The following is a 17,881-nucleotide window of genomic DNA, read 5'->3' as shown; positions in this document are numbered from 1 at the left end:
GGGACGGAGACGAGGCCATGCTACGGGTGTTCCTGACGCATACGCCGGAGATGCGGGCGAACTACTACGGCGAGCGCCCCCTGGCCGCGCTGCGGGAGGTCGCGGAGGTCACGCTGCACGAGGGTGACACCCCACTCTCCGGCCGCGCGCTGGCCGAGGCCGCCGCCGGCAGCCAGGCGATCGTCGCCGACCGCTCCACCCCCGGCACGGCGGAAACCTTCGAGAACGCGCCCGACCTGGTCGCCTTCCTGCGCGTCGCGGTGGATGTCTCGACCATCGACATCGCCGCGGCCTCGCGCGCCGGCGTGCTGGTGACGCAGGCGACGCCCGGCTTCGGCGACAGCGTCTCCGAGCTCGCGATCGGCATGATGGTGGACCTGGCGCGCGGCGTGTCGTCCTACGCCGCCGATTTCCATGCCGGCCGCGTGCCGGTGCCGCGGATGGGACGCCAGCTCGCCGGGCGCACGCTCGGCCTGATCGGCTATGGCCGCATCGCGCGGCGCGTGGCGGAGCTTGCCGTCGCGCTGCGCATGCGTGTGCTGGTGCACGACCCCTTCGCTACCATCGCCGACGCCGGCGTGGAATCGGTGTCCCTCGACCGCGTCTTCGCCGAGGCCGATGTGTTGATGCCGCTGGCGGTGGCGAACGACTCCACGCATCACATCGTCAACGCGGCTTCGCTGGCGAAGGCGAAGCGTGGCGTGCTGCTGGTGAACCTCTCGCGCGGCGGGCTGGTGGACGAGGATGCACTGGCCGCGGCGCTGGATTCGGGCCAGGTGGCGGCGGCGGCGATGGATGTCGGCAGCGCGCCCGACCAGTGGCCGAACCCCGCGCTCGCCGCCCGGCCGGATGTGGTGGCGACGCCGCATATCGGCGGCCTGACGCCCGAAGCCGCCGAGCACCAGGCGATGGACACCGTCCGCCAGATCGCCGCGCTGGCGGCGGGACGCATGCCGGAGCGCGCGCTGAACGCCGAGGCCGCCACGCGCCTTGCGCGGCTGTCCGGATGGCAGGGGTGACGGCACGGCGGATCATCCGCCCTTCGCCAGGCCGGCAGACCATCGCCGATCTTTCCTGGGCCTCGCTGCGGGTGCCGCGCTGCGTCATCACGGCGCGGCTCGCGCTGCCGCGGGCGCGCGCCGCCCGCGCCGCGCTGCCGGCGCCGCGGCCGCCCTGGACGACGATCTTCCTGAAGGGCTTGGCGCTCGCCGCCGAAGGCCAGCCGGAGCTGCGCCGCGTGCACGCCACGCTGCCCTCGCCGCGGCTGATCGAGGTGCCGCACGCCATCGGCTGCATCGTGCTGGAGCGCGACGAAGCGGCCGGCCCGCTGCTCGGCATGGCCCGCTTCACCGAGCCGCACGCGACGCCGCTGCCGGTGCTGGCCGAGGCGCTGCGCGCGGCGAAGCGCAGCCCGGCGGAGAATGTCGGCACGCACCGGCGGCAGATGCGCTTCGCCCGCCAGCCCTGGCCGCTGCGCCGGCTGCTGCTGCGCTACGCGCTGGCGATCGGCCGGCCGCTGCTGCGCTATGGCGGCACCTTCGCGGTCTCGGCACTCGGCCGGCACGGCGCCGCCATCGTGGACAGCGTCAGCGTGCTGCCCTGCTTCCTCTCCTACGGGCCGATCTCGGAGACCGGCGAGTTGGACGCCTATCTCTCCTTCGACCACCGGGTGATGGATGGCGCGGACGGCGCCACGGCGCTGCACGGGCTGGGCGCGGCGATCGAGGGGCAGGTCGCCAGGGAGCTGGAGGCGCTCAGGCCTTCGGGATGACCTTTGCGCGGATCGCGAAGGTCAGCGCGACCGTGCCCGCCGCCGCGACCAGGAAGCCGGCGGTGAAGCCGGCGGCGGCGATCAGTGCGCCGAACACCACCGCACCCAGGCTCTGGCCGAGGAACAGCGACATGGCGAAGCCCGCCACCGCGGTGCCGCGCGCCTCCGGCAGGGCTTCGGTGGCGCGCGCCTGCAGCACGCCGTGCAGCATGAAGAAGTGCAGGCCGAACACCACCTGCGCCGCCGCCACCACCCACCAGACGGGCGCCAGCGCCATCGCCACCAGCGCCGCCGTGAGGCCGACGCCGCCCCACAGCACCAGCCCGCGCTCGCCGAGCTTCCGCACCAGCCAGGGTGCCGCGCGGGTATAGACGAAGGCGCCGATCCCGAAGCCCGCCACGATCAGCCCCGCCGTCGCCGCCGAGAGCCCGAAGCGGGTGATGAGCAGCGAGGCGATGAAGGGAATTGCGCCGCCGAACAGCAGCATCCCGTCAGCCGTCGCCGCGATCATCAGCCGCCGCCCCGCCGGCCGCCCGAACAGCCGGATGAAGCCGCCGAGCCCGCCCGACCCGCCGCGCCCGCCTTCCTTCCAGACCGGGCCGAGCAGCAGCATGAACAGCAGCGCGATCGCCGCCCCCATGCCGCCCAGCACCAGGAAGGAGCTGCGCCAGCCGGCGAATTCCGCCACCGTGCCGGAGATCGGCCCGGCCAGCAGGGTGGCCATCACCATCCCCGTCAGGAAGCGCCCGATCGTCCCCTGGCGGTGCTCATACGGCACGCGGTCGCCGATATGGGCCATGAACAGCGGAATGGTCGCCGCCGCCGCCAGGCCGGAGGCGATGCGCATCAGCAGCAGCGAGAACAGGTCGCCCGCCAGCGTCGCGCCCAGCAGGGTGGCGGCGTAGATCGCCATCGCCACCGCCGCCACGCGCATCTTGCCGAGTGCATCGCCGAGCGGCCCGGCCGCAAGCTGGCCGAGCCCGTAGGCCAGGGCGAAGCCGCCGATCAGCGGCGCCACGGCGCCGAGCCCGACGCCGAACTCGCCCGCCAGCATCGGCAGCAGCGGATCGAGGATGCGCATGCCGCAGCCGACGGTGAAGGCGGCCATCGCCATCAGCCAGATCGGCGGCGAGACGGGGTTCAACCCCTCAGACCGGCTCGAGCGGGGCATGCGGCGTGGCGGGCAGCTCGATGACGATGCCATCGCCCGGCGCGACCTCGCCGCCGGCCAGCACCACCGCCATGACGCCGGCCTTGCGGATCAGCCTTCCCCCGGCGTCGCGGCCGAGCGTGGCGGCCATCAGCCCGGGCTGGAAATCGTCGAGCTGATGGCAGGGGTTGCGCAGCCCGGTGACCTCGACGAGGGCCTCGGCGCCGAGGCGCAGCCGGGCGCCGCGCGGCAGCGCCAGCAGGTCGAGGCCGCGCGTGACGACATTCTCGCCCATTGCGCCGGGCGCGACGCGGAAGCCCGCTTCCGCGAGTTCCTCGATCAGCTCGGCATGGACCAGGTGGAGCTGGCGCAGGTTGGGCTGCGTCGGGTCGCGCCTGACGCGGGAGCGGTGCTTCACCGTGGCGCCGAGATGCGCGTCGCCCTCCACGCCGAGGCCGGCGAGCAGGCGGATGCGGGGCTCGACCGGCTTGCTGAAGCCGTGCACCGGGCTGCGCGCCACGGCGAGCACGACGGGCATGGTCACGCCGCGTCGGCTTTCGGGGTGCGCTTCGCGCGCTCGCTGTCCGTCTTGAGCTGGCCGCATGCGGCGAGAATGTCGCGGCCGCGCGGGCGGCGGATCGGGCTGGAATAGCCGGCCGCCTCCACGATTTCCGCGAAGCGCCGCACCTGCTCGGGCTTGCTGGTCAGGTATGGGCTGCCGGGCCAGGGATTGAAGGGGATCAGGTTCACCTTGGCGGGGATGCCCTTGATCAGCCGCACCAGCTCCCGCGCCTCCGCCTCGCTGTCGTTCACACCGCGCAGCATCACGTATTCGAAGGTGATGCGCCGCGCATTGGTCGCGCCGGGATAGCGGCGGCAGGCGGCCAGCAGCTCGGCGATCGGGTATTTCCGGTTCAGCGGCACGATCTCGTCGCGGAGTTCGTCGGTGACGGCGTGCAGCGAGACGGCGAGGTTGACGTTCAGCTCCTCCCCGCAGCGGTCCATCATCGGCACCACGCCCGAGGTGCTCAGCGTGATGCGCCGGCGCGAGAGGCCGATGCCCTCGCCATCCATGATGATGCGCAGCGCCTTCGCCGTGTTCTCGTAGTTGTAGAGCGGCTCGCCCATGCCCATGACGACGATGTTGGACAGCAGCCGCGGCGTGCCGTCCTTCGGGCTCGGCCATTCGCCGTAGGAATCACGCGCCGCCATGAACTGGCCGACGACCTCCGCGGCACCGAGGTTCCTCACCAGCTTCTGCGTTCCCGTATGGCAGAAGCGGCAGGAGAGGGTGCAGCCCACCTGCGTCGAGATGCAGACCGAGCCGCGATCCTCGTGCCGGTCGGGGATGTAGACCGTCTCCACCTGCTGCCCGTCGCGGAAGCGGAACAGGAACTTGCGGGTCGTGTCCTCGCTGGTCTGCACCGTCGCCGCTTCGGGGCGCCCGACGACGAAGCGCTCGGCGAGTTTCGCCTGCATCGGCTTCGCGATGGTCGGCATCTTCGCGAAGTCGGTCTCGCCCTGGTGGTAGATCCAGTGCCAGAGCTGGCGGGCGCGGAAGGGCTTCTCGCCGATCGCGACCATCTCCGCCGCCAGCTCCTCGCGCGAGAGGCCGACCAGGTCGCGCCGGCCATCGGGCAGCGTCGCCGCGGGCGGCGCGAAGATCGCGGCCTTGGCGAGGATGCGGTCCCGTTCCGCCGAGGTGAGATCGCTCAACGCGCCGCCCTCGCCGGGCAGGCGCGGCCGATCGCCTCATAGGCGGCGGTGAAGCCGCTGAGGGAGAAGGTGTCGGTCACGGCCCCGCCGCCGGTGGGGGCGGGCGTGCGCGCCACCGCGTCCCGCCCGCGGCGGAAAGCGGCGATGAGCTCCCGGCTGCTGTCGAAGAAGGCGCTAGTCCGCACCACGCCGTAGGAGCGGAACTCCTGCTCGCCCACCGCCAGCACCGATTGCGCCGCGCGCCCCAGCGGATAGCCCGCCGAGAGCGCCACCTGGTCGCGGCCGTTCGGGCGATGCGCGACGGTCAGCGTGACGGCGCCGCGACTGGCCGGCGCGCCCTGGCTGCGGGCGGCACGGGCAAAGGCGTAGCAGACCTTCTGGCCGCCCTCCTGATGCGTGGCGGCCGTCCAGGCGCCGTGCTCGCCGAGAAGCTGCGGCCCCTGCTGGGCGGCCGCCGGAAGCGCGAGCAGGACAGCCAGCACCAGGCCGGCGACAAGGGAATTGTTGCGAGGCATGGGCGCTAGATACGGCGCGCCCCGGCACGGGACAACCGCCGCGCTTCCGCCACCCGCGCGGCACGCCTATGCAGGCCTGCCATGACCGACTCCGCCGACCGGCAGCTCGCCGCCCAGTACGAGGCCTACCCCTACCCCGCCCGGGACCCGCGGGAGGAGGCGCGCAGGCTCGTCGTCGGCAGCCCCTCCCACCTGCGGGAGGTGGATCACTGGATCTTCGGCGCGCGCCGCCCCGCGAGCCGGCCGCTGAAAGCGCTGATGGCCGGCGGCGGCTCGGGCGACGGCACGATCATGCTGGCGCAGCAGATGGCCTGGCTCGGCCGCCCCGGCCGGGTGACCTGGCTCGACCGCTCGGCGCAGGCGCGGAAGGTCGCCACGGCGCGGGCGGCGGCGCGGAAGCTGGAGAATATCGCCTTCCAGGACGGCTCGATCCTGGAGCTGCCGGGTTCGGGCCTCGGCCCCTTCGACTACATCGATTGCTGCGGCGTGCTGCACCACCTGCCGGACCCGGCCGCGGGGCTGGCCGCGCTGGTCTCGGTGCTGGCGCCGGGGGGCGGGATCGGGCTGATGGTCTATGCGCCGCATGGCCGCACCGGCGTCTACATGCTGCAGGACGCGCTGCGCCTGCTCACTCCGCCGGAGGAAGCGCCGCCCGAGCGGGTGGAGGTGGCGAAGCGGCTGTGGAAGCAGGCGCCGGAGACCGCCTGGCTGCGCCGCAACTCCTGGATCACCGACCATCTGAAGGGCGGCGATGCCGGCCTCTACGACCTGCTGCTGAACCCCCGCGACATCGCCTTCACCGTGCCGCAGCTGGCCGCGCTGGTCGCCGGCGCTGGCTTGCGCATCGCCACCCTGGTGGAGCCGCTGCGCTACGACCCCGACACCTGGCTGGCGGACCCGAAGCTGCGCGCCCGCACCGCGCGGCTCGATCCCATCCAGCGCGCGGCGCTGGCCGAGGCGATCTGCGGCAACATGGGCATCCACATCGCCTATTGCGTGCGCGCGGAAGACCGCGTGATCGCGCCGCCCTGGGAGGACGATGCATCGGTGCCGGTGCTGCGGGAGCTGGACGGGCCGACGCTCGCCAAGGGGCTGCGTGCCGATGGCGTGCTGCCGGTCACCTGGGACGGGCTGCGCTGCGCGGTGCCGCTGCCGCGCTTGGCCGGCGCCTTCCTCGCCCGCGTGGACGGAAGGCGGAGCTGGGGCGAGATCACCGCCGATGTCGTCGCCGCCGGCGCCGCGCCCGAGCAGGCGGCGCGCGACCGCGTGGCGCTCATCCGTGCGATGGAACCGCTGAACCGCCTGCTGCTGGCGGCACCGGCCGGGTAGCACTTGTTCGCGCTTCGCGCGCCGCCCACATCCCGAACAGAACACCGGGCGCCTGGACAGGGCCCGGACCCTTCCATGTTGCTCCCTGCGAGGATGTGGAGATGAGCGACGACCCCTACGCCACGCTGGGCGTGAAGAAGGACGCGACGCAGGAGGAGATCCGGCGCGCCTACCGTAAGCTCGCCCGCAAGCTGCACCCTGACCTCAACCCCGGCGACAAGGCCGCGGAGGAGAAGTTCAAGCGCGTCTCCGCCGCCAACGACCTGCTCGGCGACCCGGAGAAGCGCGCCCGTTTCGACCGCGGCGAGATCGACGCCTCCGGGCAGGAACGTCCGCAGCAGCCGCACTATGATCGCTACTACCGCGACTTCGCCGAGGCCGGGCCGCAGGGCTACGCCTCCGGCGCCGGCTTCGCCGACATGGCGGATGCCGACGAGATCCTGGCCGAGCTGTTCGGCCGGCGCGGCGGCGGCCGCGGGCGCGGGCGCGGCAGCAGCACGATCCGCATGCGCGGCGCCGACCTGCATGGCCGCCTCGTGCTCGATTTCCTGGAAGCCGTGAACGGCGCGACGAAGCGCGTGACCCTGCCCGATGGCGGCACCATCGACGTCACCGTCCCGCCCGGCACGCGGGACGGGCAGGTGCTGCGGCTGCGCGGGAAGGGCGGTGCCGGGCTCGGCGGCGGGGCGTCAGGCGACCTGCTGGTGGAGGTGCAGGTCGGCGAGCATCGCCACTACACCCGCCGCGGCGACGACATCCTGCTCGACCTGCCGGTGACGTTGCCGGAAGCGGTGCTCGGCGGCCGCATCCGCGTGCCGACGCCGGCCGGCGCGGTGATGGTGAACGTGCCGAAGGGGTCGAACACCGGCACGGTGCTGCGCCTGCGCGGCCGCGGCGTGCCGCGGGCGGACGGCACCCGCGGCGACGCCTATGTCACGCTCAGGATCGTGTTGCCCGACAAGCCCGATCCGGAACTGGAGGCCTTCGCGCAACGCTGGCAGGCGGGCAAGGACCAGGACCCGCGAGCCGGGATGGAGGCGTGAATGGCCGCGTCACGCGAGATGCTGCTCCGCGCCCGGCTGGACGCCGGCGAGGTTGAGGCCTGGATCGAGGAGGGCTGGATCTTTCGCGGCGAAGGCGAGCTCTCGGAGCTCGACCTCGCCCGCGCCTGCCTGATCCGCGACCTGCGCGAGGAGATGGGCGTCAACGACGCGGGCGTGGAGGTGGCGCTGGACCTGCTGGACCAGCTGCACGGCCTGCGCGCGGCGTTGCGCGAGCTGGCGGGCGCCCTGCCGGAGCCGGCGCGCCGCGAGGCGCTGGAGGTGCTGCGGCGGGGAACCGGGCGGGGCTGAGCGCGCTCCGCCGGCCACCACCCCACCCCGACCCTCCCCCGCGACCGCGAGGGAGGGTTCCGGGTGGCGAAGCCTCAGATGGCTTCCTTCAGCTCCTTGGCGGGGCGGAAGGCGATCTTCTTGGAGGCCGGGATCTGGATCTCGGCGCCGGTCGCGGGGTTGCGGCCGGTCCGCGCGGCGCGGGAGCGCACCTCGAGCACGCCGATCCCGGAATAGCGGATCTTGTCGCCCTTCTTGAGATGCGTGGTGAACGCCTCGCCGAGGTCGTTCATCAGCGCCTCGACCTGCCGCTTCGGCATGTCGTGCTTCTCCGCCAGCTCGGCGGCGATCTGCTTGACCGTCACGGTGGACGGGCCGGCCTTGGCGGCGGCCTTGCCGGCCGCGGCCTTCGGAGCGCTCTTGGGGGGAGCCTGCTTTGCCATCTGCGTTCCTCTCGCTGGTTTCGCGCACGGACAGGGAAGGTCGAGGGCCGGTCACCGGACCGAAGCCCGATTCGCACCGCCGCGCGGTATGGAACAGCATGAGCGTTCCGGGCAACAGTCAGAAACGCGGAAAAGCCCGTCCCACCGCAGGAATCTGTGCGTGACGTGGCCTAATCGGCACGCGGATGGGCGCGCCGCCAGGTTTCCAGCAGCCCGGCCGCATCCACCCTGGTGTATCGCTGGGTGGTGGAAAGGCTTGCATGGCCAAGCAATTCCTGGATTGCCCGCAGATCCGCCCCGCCGCCGAGCAGGTGGGTGGCGAAGGAATGCCGCAGCGCATGCGGCGTGGCGTGCTCGGGCAGCCCGGCGAGCCGCCGCCAGGTTCGCAGGGTCCGCTGCGCCACCGCCGGATCGAGTCGCGCGCCCCGCGCGCCGACGAAGAGCGGCTGGTCCGGGCGTGGATCCGGGTGCTGCGCCAGCCATGCGGCCATCGCCTGTCGCACCGCGGGCAGCACCGGCACCAGCCGCTCCTTGGCGCCCTTGCCGAGGACGCGGAGCGCGGCATCCGCGCCGGGCAGGGGGGCCTGCCGCACATCGAGGGCCAGCGCCTCGGCGATCCGCAGGCCGCAGCCATAGAGCAGGGTGAACAGCGCCACGTCGCGCGCCGCCTGCATGGCCGGGTGCATCGCCCGCGCCGGGTCGTGCACGGCGCCGATGCCGGAAGCGGCCTCCTTCGCCGCCTCGGGCGAGAGCGCGCGCGGCACCGGCGCCTTGGCGCGCGGCCCGCGCATCCCGGCGATCGCCGCCGTGCCGGTGCCGTGCCGGCGCGCCAGGTGCCGCAGGAAGCCGCGCAACGCGGCCAGGCGGCGGGCGCGGGTGGCATTGCCGTCACCCTCCCGCGCGCGGTCGGCGAGGAAGGCGCGGATGTCGGTGGGGCGGAGCGCGGCGAGCGCGGCGAGGTCCGGCGCCTCCCCGAGGTGCCGGCCGAGGAACCCCAGGAACAGCGTCAGGTCGGCGCGGTAGGCTTCCAGCGTGTTGGCGCTGGCCCGCCTTTCATGGGCCAGCGTGTCGAGCCAGCGGGCGAGGGCCGCGGCCCCGTCCATCAGCGGGCGAGGGCAGCGGCCAGGGCGCGGCCGAGGAAGGCCAGCGTCTGCACCGATTGCCTCGTCGGCAGCGCCGCGCCCTCGCGCGCACCCAGCGCCAGCAGGCAGGGCGTGCCGCACCACAGCGGCACGCGCACCAGCGCGTCGCGCACCACCAGGGCCGAGGCCTCGGCGTGCAGCAACTCGGCGTCGGTGACCTCGGTGCGCACCCGGGCGTCGCGGCCGGGGCCGAGCAGGCGCGCCACCGCGCCTTCCGGCAGGCGCCGCACGCCCTGGCGCGGCAGCGCGGTGTCGCCGCGGCTGTGCAGGTAGACCGGGCCGGGACGCGGCTCGGCCAGCAGCGAGCAGGTGTCCACCCGCAGCAGCGGCGGCCATTCCTGCCCGACCGTGTCGGGCACGTCGCGCGCCCGCATCAGCGCGAGGACCGCCAGCCGGACGCGCAGCGCCAGCCCGGCGCCGGCGCGGCCATCCACCAGCGCGGCCTGCATCTCCGCCTCCAGCGCGCGCAGCCTGGCGCGCTCGGCGGCGACCATGGCGGCCATGTGGTCGGCCAGGTTCTCGCCATGCACGCGGCGCGGCGGGGTTAGCGCCCGGTAGAGCTCCGGGCGGTGGGCGAGGAAATCCGGGTTCGCAACGAGGAAGGCCGCAACCTCCTCGGCCACCGGGTCGAGGATCTTTGCGGCCGCGTTCTTCACAGGATGGACTGCCCCGTCTTCTTCCAGTCGGCCAGGAAGGCCGAGAGGCCGCTATCAGTCAGCGGATGCCTTAACAATTGCCTAATCACCGAAGGCGGCAGCGTCGCCACATGCGCCCCAAGCTTCGCCGCCTGCACGAGATGCAGCGGGTGTCGCACGGAAGCCACAAGCACCTCGGTCTTCAGATGCGGGTAGTTGCGGTAGATCTGCACGATGTCGGCGATCAGCCCCATCCCGTCCGTCGAGATGTCGTCCAGCCGGCCGACGAAGGGCGAGATGAAGGCCGCCCCTGCCTTGGCCGCCAGCAGCGCCTGCGCCGGCGAGAAGCAGAGCGTCACGTTGACCTGCGTGCCCTCGTTCGCCAGCGCGCGGCAGGTGCGCAGCCCGGCTTCCGTCAGCGGCACCTTCACCGCGACGTTCTGCGCGATGTCGCGGAGGAACCTTCCCTCGGACAGCATCGTCTCGAAATCCGTCGCGGTGACCTCGGCGCTCACCGGGCCGGGGGTGATGGCGCAGATCTCGGCGATCACCTCGGCCATCTTCCGCCCGGACTTGGCGATCAGGCTGGGATTGGTCGTCACGCCATCCACCAGCCCCGCCTCGGCAAGGGCGCGGATGTCGGACACTTCGGCAGTGTCCACGAAGAATTTCATCCTATATCCTATCTCAAGGTGCGCGCCCGGCTAAGGACGTCGTTCTCCAAGTGATTGAAATGAGCATACAGGATGCGTGAGCAGAGGCGGAAGTCACCGAGCCCGATACGACACACCGGCGTGGCTTCCGTGCCACGGCTGCCTGTGATGCTGCCGCTGCCGCTGGCCGCCGGCACCTATGACTACGCGCTGCCGGCCGGGTTGGATGCACCGCCCGGCAGCTTCGTGGTCGTGCCGCTCGGCGGGCGTGAGACGGTCGGCGTGGTTTGGGACGGCACGCCGGACCCGCAACTGCCGGCGCACAAGCTCAAGAACGTGCAGGCCGTGCTGGACGCACCGCCGATGACCGAGAGCCTGCGCCGCTTCGTCGAGTGGGTGGCGTCCTACACGCTGAGCCCGCCGGGGATGGTGCTGCGCATGGCGATGAGCGCCCCCTCCGCGCTGGAACCCCCCACCGCCAAGGCCGGCTGGCAGCTGGCGCCGGGCGCGATCCGCGAAGATGTGAAGCTGACCTCCGCCCGGCAGCGGGTGCTCGACCAGCTGGGGCCGGGCGAGGTCCGTTCCGCCACCGCCCTGGCGGAGGCCGCCGGCGTCTCCCCCGGGGTGGTGCGCGGGCTGGCCGATGCAGGGCTTCTGGTGCCGGCGCTGCTGCCCAAGGGTGCCGCCTTCCCGCTGCCCGACCCGGAGCATCCCGGCCCGGTGCTTGGGCCCGAGCAGGCGGCGGCGGCCGAGGCGCTGCGTGGCAAGGTGGCGACGCGCGAGTTCGGGGTGACGCTGCTGACCGGCGTGACCGGCTCCGGCAAGACCGAGGTCTATCTGGACGCCGTCGCCGAATGCCTGCGGCAAGGACGGCAGGCGCTGGTGCTGCTGCCGGAGATCGCGCTCTCCGCGCAATGGCTGGAGCGCTTCCGCCGCCGCTTCGGCGTGGACCCGGCGCTGTGGCATTCGGAACTGTCGTCGCGCACGCGGCGGGAGACCTGGCGCGCGGTGGCGGAAGGCGCCGCGCCGGTGGTGGTCGGCGCGCGCTCCGCGCTGTTCCTGCCCTTCCCCGATCTCGGCCTGGTCGTGGTGGACGAGGAGCACGAGACCGCCTTCAAGCAGGAGGAAGGCGTGATCTACCACGCCCGCGACATGGCGGTGGTGCGCGCGCGGCTGGCGGGTGCCGCGATCGTGCTGGTCTCCGCCACGCCCTCGCTCGAGACGCTGACGAACGCCGAGACCGGCCGCTACGACCACCTGCATCTGTCCGAGCGCCACGGCAGCGCCGGCCTGCCGGCGGTGGAGGCGATCGATCTTCGGAAACACCCGCCGGAGCGCGGCCGCTTCCTCTCACCGCCGCTGATCGAGGCGGTGCAGGACACGCTGGCGCGCGGCGAGCAGGCGATGCTGTTCCTCAACCGCCGCGGCTATGCGCCGCTCACGCTCTGCCGCGCCTGCGGCCACCGGATGCGCTGCCCGAACTGCACCGCCTGGCTGGTCGAGCACCGCGCCCAGCGCCGCCTGCAATGCCACCATTGCGGCCATGCCGAGCCGATCCCGCCCGAATGCCCGGAATGCAAGGCGCAGGGCTCGCTCACGCCTGTCGGCCCCGGCGTGGAGCGCGTGCTGGAGGAGGTGCAGGCGCTGTTCCCCGATGCGCGGCGCATCGTGATGGCCTCCGACACCATCCCCGGCCCCGCGGCGGCCGCGGCGGCGGCGGAGGCGATCGCGACGCGGCAGGTGGATCTGATCATCGGCACGCAGATCGTCGCCAAGGGCTGGCACTTCCCGCACCTGACGCTGGTCGGCGTGGTGGATGCCGATCTCGGTCTCGCCGGCGGCGATTTGCGCGCGGCGGAGCGCACGCTTCAGCTGCTGCACCAGGTCAGCGGCCGTGCGGGCCGTGCGGAGGCGCCGGGCAAGGTGCTGCTGCAGACCTTCTCGCCCGACCACCCGGTGATGCACGCGCTGGTCTCCGGCGACATCGCCGCCTTCATGGCCGAGGAAGCTGCCGGGCGCCGTCCCGGCCACTGGCCGCCCTTCGGCCGCCTCGCCGCGCTGATCGTCAGTTCCGAGGATGAGCGGGAAGCCGACCGCGCCGCGCGCGACCTCGGCCTTGCCGCGCCGCGCGCGGCAGGGGTGGAGGTGCTGGGCCCCGCGCCGGCGCCGCTTGCGCTGCTGCGCGGCCGGCACCGGCGGCGGCTGCTGCTCAAGGCGCGGCGCGACGTGAGCGTGCAGCCGGTGCTGCGCGAGTGGATCGGCCGCGTCGAGCTGCCGAACAGCGTGCGCGTGCAGATCGACGTGGACCCGGTGGGATTCCTGTGATGGGATCCGCCGCACCGCCAAGGGAGAAAAACGCCATGCCCGTCGTCCTGCACGGCCCGAGCTACAGCACCTATGCCCGCACCGCCCGCCTCGCGCTCGAGGAGAAGGGCGTCGGCTACGACCTCAACGAGGTGGACGTCCTCTCCGGCAAGGGCCAGGCGCCGGAGCACCTGGCGCGCCAGCCCTGGGGCAAGGTGCCGGCCTTCGAGCATGACGGCTTCAGCCTGTTCGAGACCTTCGCCATCGCCCGCTACGTGGACGAGGCGTTTCCCGGCCCCGCGCTGCAACCCGCCGACGTAAGGGCGCGTGCGCGGATGACGCAGATCTGCGGCATCGTGGACAGCTACGCCTATGGCGCGATCGTCCATAAGGTGTTCTGGCAGGAGGTGATCGTCCCCATGCAGGGCGGCACGCCGGATGCCGCCATCGCCGCCGAGGGGCTGAAGGTCACGCGCCAGGTGCTGGACGTGCTGGAAGGGCTTGCCGCCGGCGACCTGCTGTGTGGCGGCACCGTCAGCCTCGCCGACCTGCACCTGCTGCCGGTGGTGGAATACCTCCGCATGACGAAGGAAGGCGGCGCGGCCTTCGCGGCGAAGCCGAAGCTCTCCGCCTGGTGGGAGAAGATGAACGCGCGCCCGGCCGTGGTGAAGACGCGGCCGAAACTGGGGTAGCGCCTAGCCCTTGCGGCGGAGCGCGTCCTCGAGGAGGCGACGGTCGCGCTCCTCCTGCTTGCGGTTGTAGACCACCGCAACGGCCCAGATCACCGCGACGAGCCATGCGGCCTGCCCGGCGACGAAGGGCAGCAGGATGAAGACCAGGCCGCCAATCCAGAGCAACCCGTTGAAGACGGCCTGGAACGGACGGCCCTGCAGCAGCAGCGCCAGCGGCGGGACGAGGATCGCGAGCAGGTAGGACATGCCACGGGATGTGGCTTCGCCATCTCGTGCATTCAACTCCGCCGCCGGGTACGCCACAGCTTGCACGCGGAGGGACGGGGAGCGTTCGCGATGCAGCGCCTTGCAACGCCGGCAGGCATCATGGTGTCCTTCGAGCGCCATGGCGGCGGGCCGCCGCTGGTGCTCGTGCACGGTGGCTTCAGCGACCACCGGACGAACTGGACCTTCGCCGGCCCACTCCTGGCGCAACGCTTCACCCTGCTTGCCGTCGCGCGGCGCGGGCGGGGCGAGACGGATGCCACCACGGGACACACGATCGAGGACGAGGCCGCCGATGTCGCGGCCGTGATCGAGGCGGCGGGCGAGCCCGTGTTCCTGCTCGGGCACTCGCATGGCGCGCAGGTCGCGCTCGCCGCGGCGGCCAGGGTGCCGGAGCGCGTGCGGAAGCTGGTGCTCTACGAGCCGCCCCGGCGGGGCATGCCCACCGGCGCGGCGTTGACGCAGCTCGAGCGCCTTGCCGCGGCGGGCGACTGGGACGGCTTCGCCTTCACCTTCTTCCGCGACACGATCAGAGTTCCCGCGGAGGAGCTGGAGGCGCTGCGCGGCACCGAGCACTGGCCGCCGATTCTCGCCGACGCCCCGGCGACGCTCCATGATCTGCGCGCGCTGGCCCGCTACGACTTCCGGCCGGAGCGCTTCCGCAGCCTGCGCTGCCCGGTGATGCTGCAGATCGGCACGGAGAGCCCGCGCGACCTCTTTGCGACCGATGCGCTCGCCGCGGTGCTGCCCGACATGCGCGTCGAGCCGCTTCCCGGACAGGCGCATGAGGGCATGACGACGGCGCCCGAGGCGTACGCGGAGTCCGTCAGGCGCTTCCTGCTGGCGTAGCGCACCCTACAATCCGAGCGCGGCGCGGATCACCAGGGCGACGGCGCCGAGCACGGCGACGCTCGCCACCCACAACGCGACGAACCAGGCGAGCCTTCTCCACCCGCGGTTCAGTGGTGATACCCTTCGCCCGGCCGCACCTTGCCGCGGAAGATCCAGTACACGAAGCCAGTGTACACCAGGATGATCGGCACCAGCACCGCGGCACCCACCAGCAGGAAGGCCTGCGTCGCCGGCGGTGCCGCGGCCTGCCAGATGGTCAGCGCGCCCGGCACGATCATCGGCCACAGGCTGATGCCGAGGCCGACATAGCCCAGCAGGAACAACCCGAGCGCGCAGCCGAAGGGGATGGCGTCGCGCCACAGCAGGCTGGTGCGCTTGCCCTGCACGGGGGCTGCCGCCAGCGCGCGGAACAGGAGCACTATCAGCACCGCCACCAGCACCGGCACGATCCAGGCGACCAGCAGCGCCGGGAAGCCGAACCAGCGCTCGACGAAGGTGGGCTGCAGGAAGGGCATGATCAGGCTCACCGCGATGATGAACAGCAGCGTCGCCACGGCGAGCCATCCGGCCAGCCGCCGCGCCACCTCGTGCAGCTCGCCCTCGGTCTTCCACACCAGCCAGGTGGCGCCGAGCAGCCCGTAGCCCGCCACCAGCGCAACGCCGGTCAGCAGCGAGAAGGGCGTCAGCCAGTCCCACCAGCCGCCGGCATAGCCGCGCCCCACCACCGCGATGCCCTGCACGAAGGCACCCAGCGCGATGCCCTGGCTCAGTGCCGCCACCGTGCTGCCCAGCCAGAAGCCGTTGTCCCAGGCGCGCTTGCCCGCATCCGTCTCCTGCCGGAAGCGCATCTCGAACGCCACGCCGCGGAAGATCAGCGCCAGCAGCATCACGATCAGCGGCATGTAGAGCGCCGGCATGACGATGCTGTAGGCCAGCGGGAACACCGCCAGCAGCCCGCCGCCGCCGAGCACCAGCCAGGTCTCGTTGCCGTCCCAGACCGGCGCGATGGAGGCCACCGCCACGTCGCGCTGCTCGCCGCGCGCCAGCCCGGGGAAGACGATGCCGACGCCGAGGTCGAAGCCGTCCATCGCGACGTAGAGGAACACCGCGGTGGCCAGCAGCAGCGCCCAGATCAGGGGAAGGTCGAGGTTCTCCATCATCGCGCCTACTCCGCCGGGCCGGGTTGCGTGATGCGTCCCTCGGGCAGCGCCGGCGCGGGCGTGATGCCCGCGGTGCGGATCGGCTTGCCCTCGGCCGGGCCTTCCTGCGCCGGATGCGGCGGGCTGCCCATCAACCGCAGGATCAGCCAGATGCCGGCGCCGAACACCACGAAATAGACCACGATGAACATCGCCAGCGAGGTCGCCACCGCCGGCGCCGCGATCGGCGAGACGCTGTCCGCCGTGCGCAGCAGCCCATACACCGTGTAGGGCTGCCGCCCCGCCTCCGTCACGATCCAGCCCGCCGTCACCGCCACCAGCCCCGACGGCCCCATGCCCAGCGCGAAGCGGTGCAGCCAGCGCGTGTCGTAGAGCCGCCCGCGCAGCCGCAGCACGAAGGCGGCGATGCCGAGGGCCACCATCAGCAGCCCGATCCCCACCATGATGCGGAAGGACCAGAACACCAGCGGCACGTTGGTCGGCCGCTCCTCCGGCGGGAAGGCCTTGAGCCCGACGATCTCGGCCTCCCAGTCATGGCCGAGGATCAGGCTGCCGAGGCCGGGGATGCTGACCTCCAGGTCGTTGCGCTCGGCTTCGGCGTTCGGCAGGGCGAAGAGGATCAGCGGTGCCATCGGGCGGCGTTCCTCCCAATGGCCTTCCATCGCCGCCACCTTCTGTGGCTGGTATTCCAGCGTGTTCAGCCCGTGCAGGTCGCCGATCACCACCTGTGCCGGCGCCAGGATCAGCGCCATCCACATCGCCATCGAGAACATCAGCCGGGCATGGTGGTTGGCGGCGTCGCGCAGCAGATGCGCCGCCCCCACCGCGCCCACGATGAAGGCGGTGGTCAGGTACGCCGCCGAGACCACGTGCAGGAAGCGATAGGGGAAGGAGGGGTTGAAGACCACCGCCCACCAGTCCACCGGCAGGAACAGCCCCTCCGGGCTGATCTCGAAGCCCGCCGGCGTGTGCATCCAGGAATTCGCCGAGATGATCCAGAAGGCCGAGAGCAGCGTGCCGAAGGCCACGCAGCAGGTGGCGGCGAAGTGCAGCGCCTTGCCCACCCGGTTCAGCCCGAACAGCATCACGCCGAGGAAGCCGGCTTCCAGGAAGAACGCCGTCAGCACCTCGTAGCCGAGCAGCGGGCCGATGGTCGGCGCCGCGCGGTCGGTGAAGACCGACCAGTTGGTGCCGAACTGGTAGGACATGACGATGCCGGAGACGACGCCCATCGCGAAGGCCACCGCGAAGATCCGCAGCCACCATTTGTAGGTGTCGATGAACACGGCGCGCCCGGTCGCCAGCCACAGCCCCTCCAGCACCGCCAGGTAGGAGGCCAGCCCGATGGTGAAGGCGGGGAACAGGAAGTGCCAGACCACGGTGAAGGCGAACTGGAAGCGCGCAAGGTCGAGCGCGCTCGGGAAAGCGTCCCACGGCATCTGCGGCTCCCGGCTGCGTGGTCCTTACGGGGTCACAGCCTAGCGCGCGTCGGCTTGCGCCAGTGCAAATGCCGCGTCACCTTGGCGTGACGCCGCCGGATCGCTCCCAGCCGGGCTGGCGGGTCAGGCCGCCGTGGCCAGCCGGACGACCCGCCCTTCCATCGCCTCCACCCGCCGCACGCCGACGATCTGGCCGAGGTTGCCCGCCACCAGATGCACCATGCCGAGCGGCATGGCGTGCAGCGCCACTTCGGCGCGCATCGCCTCGCCCTCGCGCATGGCGCGCACGCTGTCGGGGATCAGGTCGCGCTTGGCGAAGGGCTCCAGCAGGCGGGAGAGCAGGCCGGGGAAGGCGTCGGCCGTCACGGTGAAACGCGCTGCCACCAGCGGTTCGTCAGGGCAATCGGACACGGGAGAAGCTCCGGATCGGGGATAGGGACCATGCAGGCACCCGGCCGCGCAGTGCCGCACCCCGATGCGGGGGC

General features: G+C 72.5%; 21 protein-coding genes. 8 read left to right on the top strand and 13 right to left on the bottom strand.

Annotated elements, in window-relative coordinates:
- Positions 1 to 17: 17 nt before the first annotated feature.
- Positions 18 to 1,019, top strand: a complete 1,002-nt coding sequence (locus ACESM1_RS00380; protein WP_372616756.1) for an NAD(P)-dependent oxidoreductase — start codon at positions 18 to 20, stop codon at positions 1,017 to 1,019.
- Entirely contained in the window at positions 1,016 to 1,771 is a 756-nt protein-coding gene (locus ACESM1_RS00375) for a hypothetical protein (protein ID WP_372616755.1), read from the top strand. Before ACESM1_RS00380 ends, ACESM1_RS00375 begins: the two co-directional genes overlap by 4 nt.
- Here the strand turns inward: ACESM1_RS00375 and ACESM1_RS00370 are convergent.
- The 4 genes from ACESM1_RS00370 to ACESM1_RS00355 are packed head-to-tail and all read right to left on the bottom strand — an operon-like array spanning position 1,755 to position 5,152.
- Entirely contained in the window at positions 1,755 to 2,915 is a 1,161-nt protein-coding gene (locus tag ACESM1_RS00370; RefSeq protein ID WP_372616754.1) for an MFS transporter, read from the bottom strand. The two genes, ACESM1_RS00375 and ACESM1_RS00370, sit on opposite strands and share 17 nt — an antisense overlap.
- A 4-nt stretch (positions 2,916 to 2,919) precedes the next feature.
- The gene (locus ACESM1_RS00365) at positions 2,920 to 3,459 is read right to left on the bottom strand and encodes an MOSC domain-containing protein (RefSeq protein WP_372617307.1); all 540 of its coding nucleotides are present in this window, start codon (positions 3,457 to 3,459) and stop codon (positions 2,920 to 2,922) included.
- A 2-nt stretch (positions 3,460 to 3,461) separates the two neighbouring features.
- Entirely contained in the window at positions 3,462 to 4,658 is a 1,197-nt protein-coding gene (gene rlmN, locus ACESM1_RS00360) for a 23S rRNA (adenine(2503)-C(2))-methyltransferase RlmN (RefSeq protein WP_372617305.1), read from the bottom strand.
- Positions 4,634 to 5,152: an invasion associated locus B family protein gene (locus ACESM1_RS00355; protein WP_372616753.1), complete on the bottom strand. Its 519-nt coding sequence runs from the start codon at positions 5,150 to 5,152 to the stop codon at positions 4,634 to 4,636. The genes rlmN and ACESM1_RS00355 overlap by 25 nt, the downstream gene beginning before the upstream one ends.
- 81 nt (positions 5,153 to 5,233) lie before the next feature.
- Here ACESM1_RS00355 and ACESM1_RS00350 point away from each other — a divergent pair, with 81 nt between their 5' ends.
- From ACESM1_RS00350 to ACESM1_RS00340, 3 genes are all read left to right on the top strand, one after another.
- Positions 5,234 to 6,481 (top strand): class I SAM-dependent methyltransferase, encoded by a 1,248-nt coding sequence (locus tag ACESM1_RS00350; protein WP_372616752.1) that lies wholly within the window; start codon positions 5,234 to 5,236, stop codon positions 6,479 to 6,481.
- Between the two features lie 101 nt (positions 6,482 to 6,582).
- A complete protein-coding gene (locus ACESM1_RS00345; RefSeq protein ID WP_372616751.1) occupies positions 6,583 to 7,524 on the top strand; it encodes a DnaJ C-terminal domain-containing protein in 942 nt (313 codons plus the stop codon).
- Positions 7,525 to 7,833, top strand: coding sequence for a hypothetical protein (locus tag ACESM1_RS00340; protein WP_372616750.1), 309 nt, complete (start codon positions 7,525 to 7,527; stop codon positions 7,831 to 7,833).
- Between the two features lie 74 nt (positions 7,834 to 7,907).
- Here ACESM1_RS00340 and ACESM1_RS00335 read toward each other — a convergent pair whose 3' ends face one another.
- From ACESM1_RS00335 to fsa, 4 genes are all read right to left on the bottom strand, one after another.
- Positions 7,908 to 8,255, bottom strand: coding sequence for an HU family DNA-binding protein (locus ACESM1_RS00335; RefSeq protein WP_372616749.1), 348 nt, complete (start codon positions 8,253 to 8,255; stop codon positions 7,908 to 7,910).
- 170 nt (positions 8,256 to 8,425) lie between these two features.
- Positions 8,426 to 9,358, bottom strand: a complete 933-nt coding sequence (locus ACESM1_RS00330) for a tyrosine recombinase XerC (protein ID WP_372616748.1) — start codon at positions 9,356 to 9,358, stop codon at positions 8,426 to 8,428.
- Positions 9,358 to 10,053, bottom strand: coding sequence for a DUF484 family protein (locus ACESM1_RS00325; RefSeq protein ID WP_372616747.1), 696 nt, complete (start codon positions 10,051 to 10,053; stop codon positions 9,358 to 9,360). The genes ACESM1_RS00330 and ACESM1_RS00325 overlap by 1 nt, the downstream gene beginning before the upstream one ends.
- Positions 10,050 to 10,706 carry a fructose-6-phosphate aldolase gene (gene fsa / locus ACESM1_RS00320; protein ID WP_372616746.1) on the bottom strand — a complete coding sequence of 219 codons (657 nt, stop codon included), beginning with the start codon at positions 10,704 to 10,706 and terminating at the stop codon, positions 10,050 to 10,052. Before fsa ends, ACESM1_RS00325 begins: the two co-directional genes overlap by 4 nt.
- A gap of 147 nt (positions 10,707 to 10,853) precedes the next feature.
- On the opposite strand from fsa, the gene ACESM1_RS00315 reads away from it, so the two are divergent.
- Positions 10,854 to 13,010: a primosomal protein N' gene (locus tag ACESM1_RS00315; protein ID WP_372617303.1), complete on the top strand. Its 2,157-nt coding sequence runs from the start codon at positions 10,854 to 10,856 to the stop codon at positions 13,008 to 13,010.
- A gap of 35 nt (positions 13,011 to 13,045) precedes the next feature.
- Positions 13,046 to 13,681, top strand: coding sequence for a glutathione S-transferase family protein (locus ACESM1_RS00310; protein WP_372616745.1), 636 nt, complete (start codon positions 13,046 to 13,048; stop codon positions 13,679 to 13,681).
- A 3-nt stretch (positions 13,682 to 13,684) separates the two neighbouring features.
- Here ACESM1_RS00310 and ACESM1_RS00305 read toward each other — a convergent pair whose 3' ends face one another.
- Positions 13,685 to 13,927, bottom strand: a complete 243-nt coding sequence (locus tag ACESM1_RS00305) for a hypothetical protein (RefSeq protein ID WP_372616744.1) — start codon at positions 13,925 to 13,927, stop codon at positions 13,685 to 13,687.
- A gap of 90 nt (positions 13,928 to 14,017) precedes the next feature.
- Between ACESM1_RS00305 and ACESM1_RS00300 the strand changes: the two genes are divergently transcribed.
- Entirely contained in the window at positions 14,018 to 14,794 is a 777-nt protein-coding gene (locus ACESM1_RS00300; RefSeq protein WP_372616743.1) for an alpha/beta fold hydrolase, read from the top strand.
- Between the two features lie 6 nt (positions 14,795 to 14,800).
- Here ACESM1_RS00300 and ACESM1_RS00295 read toward each other — a convergent pair whose 3' ends face one another.
- From ACESM1_RS00295 to ACESM1_RS00280, 4 genes are all read right to left on the bottom strand, one after another.
- Positions 14,801 to 14,908: a DUF2474 family protein gene (locus ACESM1_RS00295; RefSeq protein WP_372617302.1), complete on the bottom strand. Its 108-nt coding sequence runs from the start codon at positions 14,906 to 14,908 to the stop codon at positions 14,801 to 14,803.
- The gene (gene cydB, locus ACESM1_RS00290; RefSeq protein ID WP_372616742.1) at positions 14,905 to 15,957 is read right to left on the bottom strand and encodes a cytochrome d ubiquinol oxidase subunit II; all 1,053 of its coding nucleotides are present in this window, start codon (positions 15,955 to 15,957) and stop codon (positions 14,905 to 14,907) included. The genes ACESM1_RS00295 and cydB overlap by 4 nt, the downstream gene beginning before the upstream one ends.
- Positions 15,958 to 15,962: 5 nt before the next feature.
- Positions 15,963 to 17,396 (bottom strand): cytochrome ubiquinol oxidase subunit I, encoded by a 1,434-nt coding sequence (locus ACESM1_RS00285; protein ID WP_372616741.1) that lies wholly within the window; start codon positions 17,394 to 17,396, stop codon positions 15,963 to 15,965.
- Between the two features lie 123 nt (positions 17,397 to 17,519).
- Positions 17,520 to 17,807 carry a hypothetical protein gene (locus ACESM1_RS00280; protein ID WP_372616740.1) on the bottom strand — a complete coding sequence of 96 codons (288 nt, stop codon included), beginning with the start codon at positions 17,805 to 17,807 and terminating at the stop codon, positions 17,520 to 17,522.
- Positions 17,808 to 17,881: the final 74 nt, after the last annotated feature.

The organism is Falsiroseomonas sp. (genome assembly GCF_041690465.1).
Classification (GTDB): Bacteria; Pseudomonadota; Alphaproteobacteria; order Acetobacterales; family Acetobacteraceae; genus Falsiroseomonas.
The sequence above is the reverse complement of the archived record's forward strand: the minus strand, read 5'-3'. Positions and strand labels throughout refer to the sequence as shown.